Consider the following 4,204-nt stretch of genomic DNA (forward strand, 5'->3'; position numbering starts at 1 on the left):
GACCGGGGCCGCGCCCGCGAGGCGGCTGGACGGGGCCCTGGCCCGGAATTTCGGCAAGAAGCCGGGCGTGATGCTCCGCAGCCGCAAGGAGTTGCAGAAGATCGTCGACGAGGCGCCCTTTCCCGATGCCAAGCCGAATTTCCTGCTGGTGACCTTCCTGCCCGAGGCTGCCCCCAAGGGTGCCCTTGACAATATGGTGGCGCCGGACGGCGAGGAGGCGAAGGTCGCTGGGCGCGAGATCTACGTGCACTATCCGATCGGCTCCGGAAAATCGAAGCTCAAGCTTCCGGCGCTGAAGGCAGGGACGTCGCGCAACCTCAACACCGTGCGCAAGCTCGCCGAGATGGCGGCGGCGATGGAGGACCGCGGGTAAGACGCACCGTAGAATATTTCGAGGCTGCGCCCTGCGGTCTTGCATCTCAGGATGGGGGCTGATCGCCGGTGCCCGCGGGCACGGCCCTCGTCCTGAGGTGCCTGAGGCGAAGCCGCAGGGCCTCGAAGGGTCACTCCTCGCACGCCGCCTTGACGGTATGGATCCGCTGGATGCGCGCATTTTGCCACCAGGCCCATCCCATATTCGTTCCTGTGCCTGTCACAGGAATCCAGCGCGCCCAAGTCCTTCAGCGCGGGAGACCACATTCAGACACGACGTCATTCACGGAGCGGAAGCGCCGTGGCTGGATCTCTTTGACAGGCACACAGATGAGGGAGAAAGTGGAGACGCCGAGACCTTCTGCACCGCATGGCCCCACGTAGCCGCATTCGCTAAGCCTACGCCCTCGAGACCTCCACGAAAGGCTGGAACAGCAACTTGACGAAGGTCCTCAGCATCAGGATCTGCTCGGCAAGCGTGTTCGGTTCCTTGAGGGCCTTCGACAGCACGATGCCGCCTTCCAGGACGGAGGATACCATGTCGGCGAGGTGGTCGATATTAACCGGCTCGCGCGGCGTGTAGACGGCCATGATCTCTTCGAACATGCCGCGGAAGCGGTAGCGCCAAGCGAGTACCGCGTTCCTGTTCGTCTCCCGAATCTCGCGGTCGAAGAGCCGTTCGTAATAGCAGATGGTGGCGACGAGGCAGCCGGGATGGCCGTTCGGCAGATCGCAGAGCAGTTCGGACAGAAGCTTGAGGCCGAGCAGGAAGGATTGCAGCGGATCGTCCACAAGGTCGCGGGCGCGGCTGAAGATCTCGTCATAGATCCGCTCGTCGTTTTCGATGTAGCGGTTGAGCAGTGCTTTCGCGAGTTCGTTCTTATCCTTGAAATGATAGAAAAATCCGCTCTTGGTGATGCCGGTCTCGGCAATCAGCTCCTCGATGGAGGTGCCGCCGAAACCCTTCTGGAGTACGGCCGCCTCCGCCACATCAAGAATGCGGGTTCTCGTTTCCTCGCCCTTGCGCATTAACCCCTCCTGTACCGCCGGTACAGTTTTTCATCGCGGCCTAACGCAACACCCTACCGCCTCATCCTCCCAACCGTTTGATTTCAAACAGCAACTTTGGAAATCGCCACCAGTATACCGCAAGCTGGCTAGTTTAGCAGGCTCTAAAGGGGGAGAAATCTCACATGGCCGATCGATCCGACCGGTCAAACGAGGGGCGGAGCTACCGATGAGCAGATACAGAGACAGACTGCCGCAGTTAAGCGGCGGCACATTCATCACCGACGGCGGCATGGAAACCACGCTGATCTTCCACGAGGGCATGGAGCTTGCGCATTTCGCTTCCTTCGTCCTTCTCGCCTCGCCAGAAGGACGGCGAAAGCTGAAGGAATACTACCGGCGCTATCTCGATATCGCGCGCCAGCACGGCACCGGCTTCGTGCTCGACACGGCGACCTGGCGCGCCAACGCCGACTGGGGCAACAAGCTCGGCTATTCGCCGCAAGCTCTGAAGACTGCAAACGAGGATGCCGTCGAATTGCTCGCCGAGCTGAGGGGCGAATACGAGCGGCCGCAGATGCCGATCGTCATCAGCGGCGCAATCGGCCCGCGCGGCGACGGCTACAAAGCGGGCGCGATGAACGCTTCGGAAGCCGAGGACTACCACGGCGAGCAGATCGCGGCTTTCGCCGGGACAAAGGCGGACATGGTGACGGCCTTCACGCTCACCAGTATCGACGAGGCGATCGGGGTTGCCCGCGCCGCCAGGGCCCATGGCATGCCGTCGGCGATCTCCTTTACCGTGGAAACGGACGGCAGGCTCGTGACCGGGCGCAGCATCCAGGATGCGATCGAAACGACGGATGCGGCGACCGGCGGCGCGCCAGCCTACTACATGATCAACTGCGCGCACCCGACGCATTTCGAGGCCGCACTCGATCATGATAGCGCCTGGGTGAAGCGTGTTTGCGGCATCCGGGCCAATGCCTCGATGATGAGCCATGCCGAGCTCGACGATAGCGAAACGCTGGACGCCGGCGATCCGATCGATTTCGGCAATCGCTACCGGAGGCTGTTGTCCAGCATGCCGCAGCTGCGCGTGCTGGGCGGCTGCTGCGGTACTGATCACCGGCATGTCATGGCAATCTGCGAAGCCTGCCTACCGCCGCAGGCAGCGAGCGCATGAGGTGTAATGATGGTTACGATCCAACAATGGCGGCCGAGCCACCTGCTCCAAGAAGCAGTGCGCTATGCTTTCCGCCACAAACACAAGCATCAGCACGAAGCCTTCGAGCTGTTCGATGCCGGGCTGATACCCTTTGAGGGCCTCGACGGTCACCTGTTGCGGGATATCGGCATCGGTCCGAACGGGTATCATGCGCATGTCGCCGATCAGCCAACCGGAACCGACAAACCAGGGCCGGTGCATGCTCAGTGACCGATGGCGGCAGATGTGTCCGCTGCCGTGCGCTTGCATGCGCAGCGGCGCGGCCCTACCTATGGCCTATGACCTCTGTTCTTAAAAAAGCTGCGCCCGTGTGCGCCTTTCCGTTCGACAACAGCTATGCGCGGTTGCCGCAGCACTTCTTTGCGCTGCAGGAGCCGTCGCGGGCGGCGGAGCCCTGGCTGATCAAGCTGAACGAGGAACTCGCCGCCCAACTGGGGCTCGATGTGGATTTGCTGAGACGCGAGGGTGCCGCGATCTTTTCCGGCAATCTCCTGCCGGAAGGCGCCGAACCGCTGGCCATGGCCTATGCCGGGCACCAGTTCGGAGGCTTCGTGCCGCTGCTCGGCGACGGCCGCGCGATCCTGCTCGGCGAGGTGATCGACCGGAACGGCAAGCGGCAGGACATCCAGCTGAAGGGCGCGGGACAGACACCGTTCTCACGCCGCGGCGACGGGCGTGCAGCACTCGGGCCGGTGCTTCGCGAATATATCGTCAGCGAGGCGATGTATGCCCTCGGTATCCCGGCGACACGGGCGCTCGCCGCAGTTTCGACCGGCCAGCCCGTCTATCGCGAAGAGGTGCTGCCGGGTGCGGTCTTCACCCGCGTTGCGGGAAGCCATATCCGCATCGGCACCTTTCAGTTCTTCGCGGCCCGCGGCGATGTCGAAGGCATCAAGGCGCTCGCCGACTATGTGATCGAACGGCACTATCCAGAGCTGGAGGCTGCCGAAAACCCATATCTTGCACTCTACCAAGCGGTCTGCGAGCGGCAGGCGGCGCTGATTGCCCGCTGGTTGCATGTCGGCTTCATCCACGGCGTGATGAACACCGACAACATGTCAATCTCCGGCGAGACGATCGACTTCGGGCCGTGCGCCTTCATGGATGCATATGATCCGGCAACCGTCTTCTCCTCGATCGACCATCACGGTCGCTATGCCTATGCCAACCAGCCCGGCATCGGACAATGGAACCTTGCGCGCCTAGGCGAGACGCTGCTGCCGCTGATCGATTCGGATCAGGACAGGGCCGTCGAGCGCGCCAACGACGTCATTACGGACTATGGCAAGCGGTTCCAGGCACATTGGCTTTCGGGCATGCGCCGCAAGATTGGCCTCGTCTCGGAAGAGGACGGCGATCTGGACCTGATTCAGTCGTTGCTGGCGCTGATGCAGGACGGAAAGGCGGATTTCACGCTGGCCTTCCGGCGGCTTTGCGCCCTTGCCGGCGACGGTGCGGCGGAGACGGCCTTTACCGCGAGCTTCCGCGAGCCGGAGACCTGCGGCGAATGGCTGGCACGCTGGCGCGAGCGGCTGTCGCGCGACCTGCAATCACCGGCCGAACGCGCGGAGGCGATGTGCAAGGTCAACCCGGCCC

5 protein-coding genes are annotated in these 4,204 nt (G+C 62.9%); 4 read left to right on the forward strand and 1 reads right to left on the reverse strand.

Annotated elements, in window-relative coordinates; all coding sequences use genetic code 11:
* Positions 1–373: DUF1697 domain-containing protein (locus C9413_RS28700; RefSeq protein ID WP_170251250.1), on the forward strand; the 373-nt coding region annotated here is incomplete at its 5' end.
* Between the two features lie 398 nt (positions 374–771).
* On the opposite strand, the gene C9413_RS28705 is transcribed toward C9413_RS28700, so the two are convergent.
* Positions 772–1,401 carry a TetR/AcrR family transcriptional regulator gene (locus C9413_RS28705; protein ID WP_039844313.1) on the reverse strand — a complete coding sequence of 210 codons (630 nt, stop codon included), beginning with the start codon at positions 1,399–1,401 and terminating at the stop codon, positions 772–774.
* A 208-nt stretch (positions 1,402–1,609) separates the two neighbouring features.
* Between C9413_RS28705 and C9413_RS28710 the strand changes: the two genes are divergently transcribed.
* The 3 genes from C9413_RS28710 to C9413_RS28720 form a co-directional block, all read left to right on the forward strand.
* Entirely contained in the window at positions 1,610–2,566 is a 957-nt protein-coding gene (locus tag C9413_RS28710) for a homocysteine S-methyltransferase family protein (protein ID WP_039844312.1), read from the forward strand.
* Positions 2,567–2,572: 6 nt separating this feature from the next.
* Entirely contained in the window at positions 2,573–2,818 is a 246-nt protein-coding gene (locus tag C9413_RS28715; protein ID WP_039844311.1) for a hypothetical protein, read from the forward strand.
* 68 nt (positions 2,819–2,886) lie between these two features.
* A partial coding sequence (locus C9413_RS28720; protein WP_170251251.1) for a protein adenylyltransferase SelO occupies positions 2,887–4,204 on the forward strand: 1,318 nt, incomplete at its 3' end.

Origin of the sequence: Rhizobium sp. SEMIA 4085, assembly GCF_013004495.1 — a bacterium.
In the GTDB taxonomy this organism is placed as follows: Bacteria; Pseudomonadota; Alphaproteobacteria; order Rhizobiales; family Rhizobiaceae; genus Rhizobium; species Rhizobium gallicum.

Bases quoted from the DNA above. Each gene is read 5' to 3' on its own strand.
- C9413_RS28705 (WP_039844313.1), bottom strand. From the start codon at position 1,401: ATGCGCAAGGGCGAGGAAACGAGAACCCGCATTCTTGATGTGGCGGAG.
- C9413_RS28710 (WP_039844312.1), top strand. From the start codon at position 1,610: ATGAGCAGATACAGAGACAGACTGCCGCAGTTAAGCGGCGGCACATTC.
- C9413_RS28715 (WP_039844311.1), top strand. From the start codon at position 2,573: ATGATGGTTACGATCCAACAATGGCGGCCGAGCCACCTGCTCCAAGAA.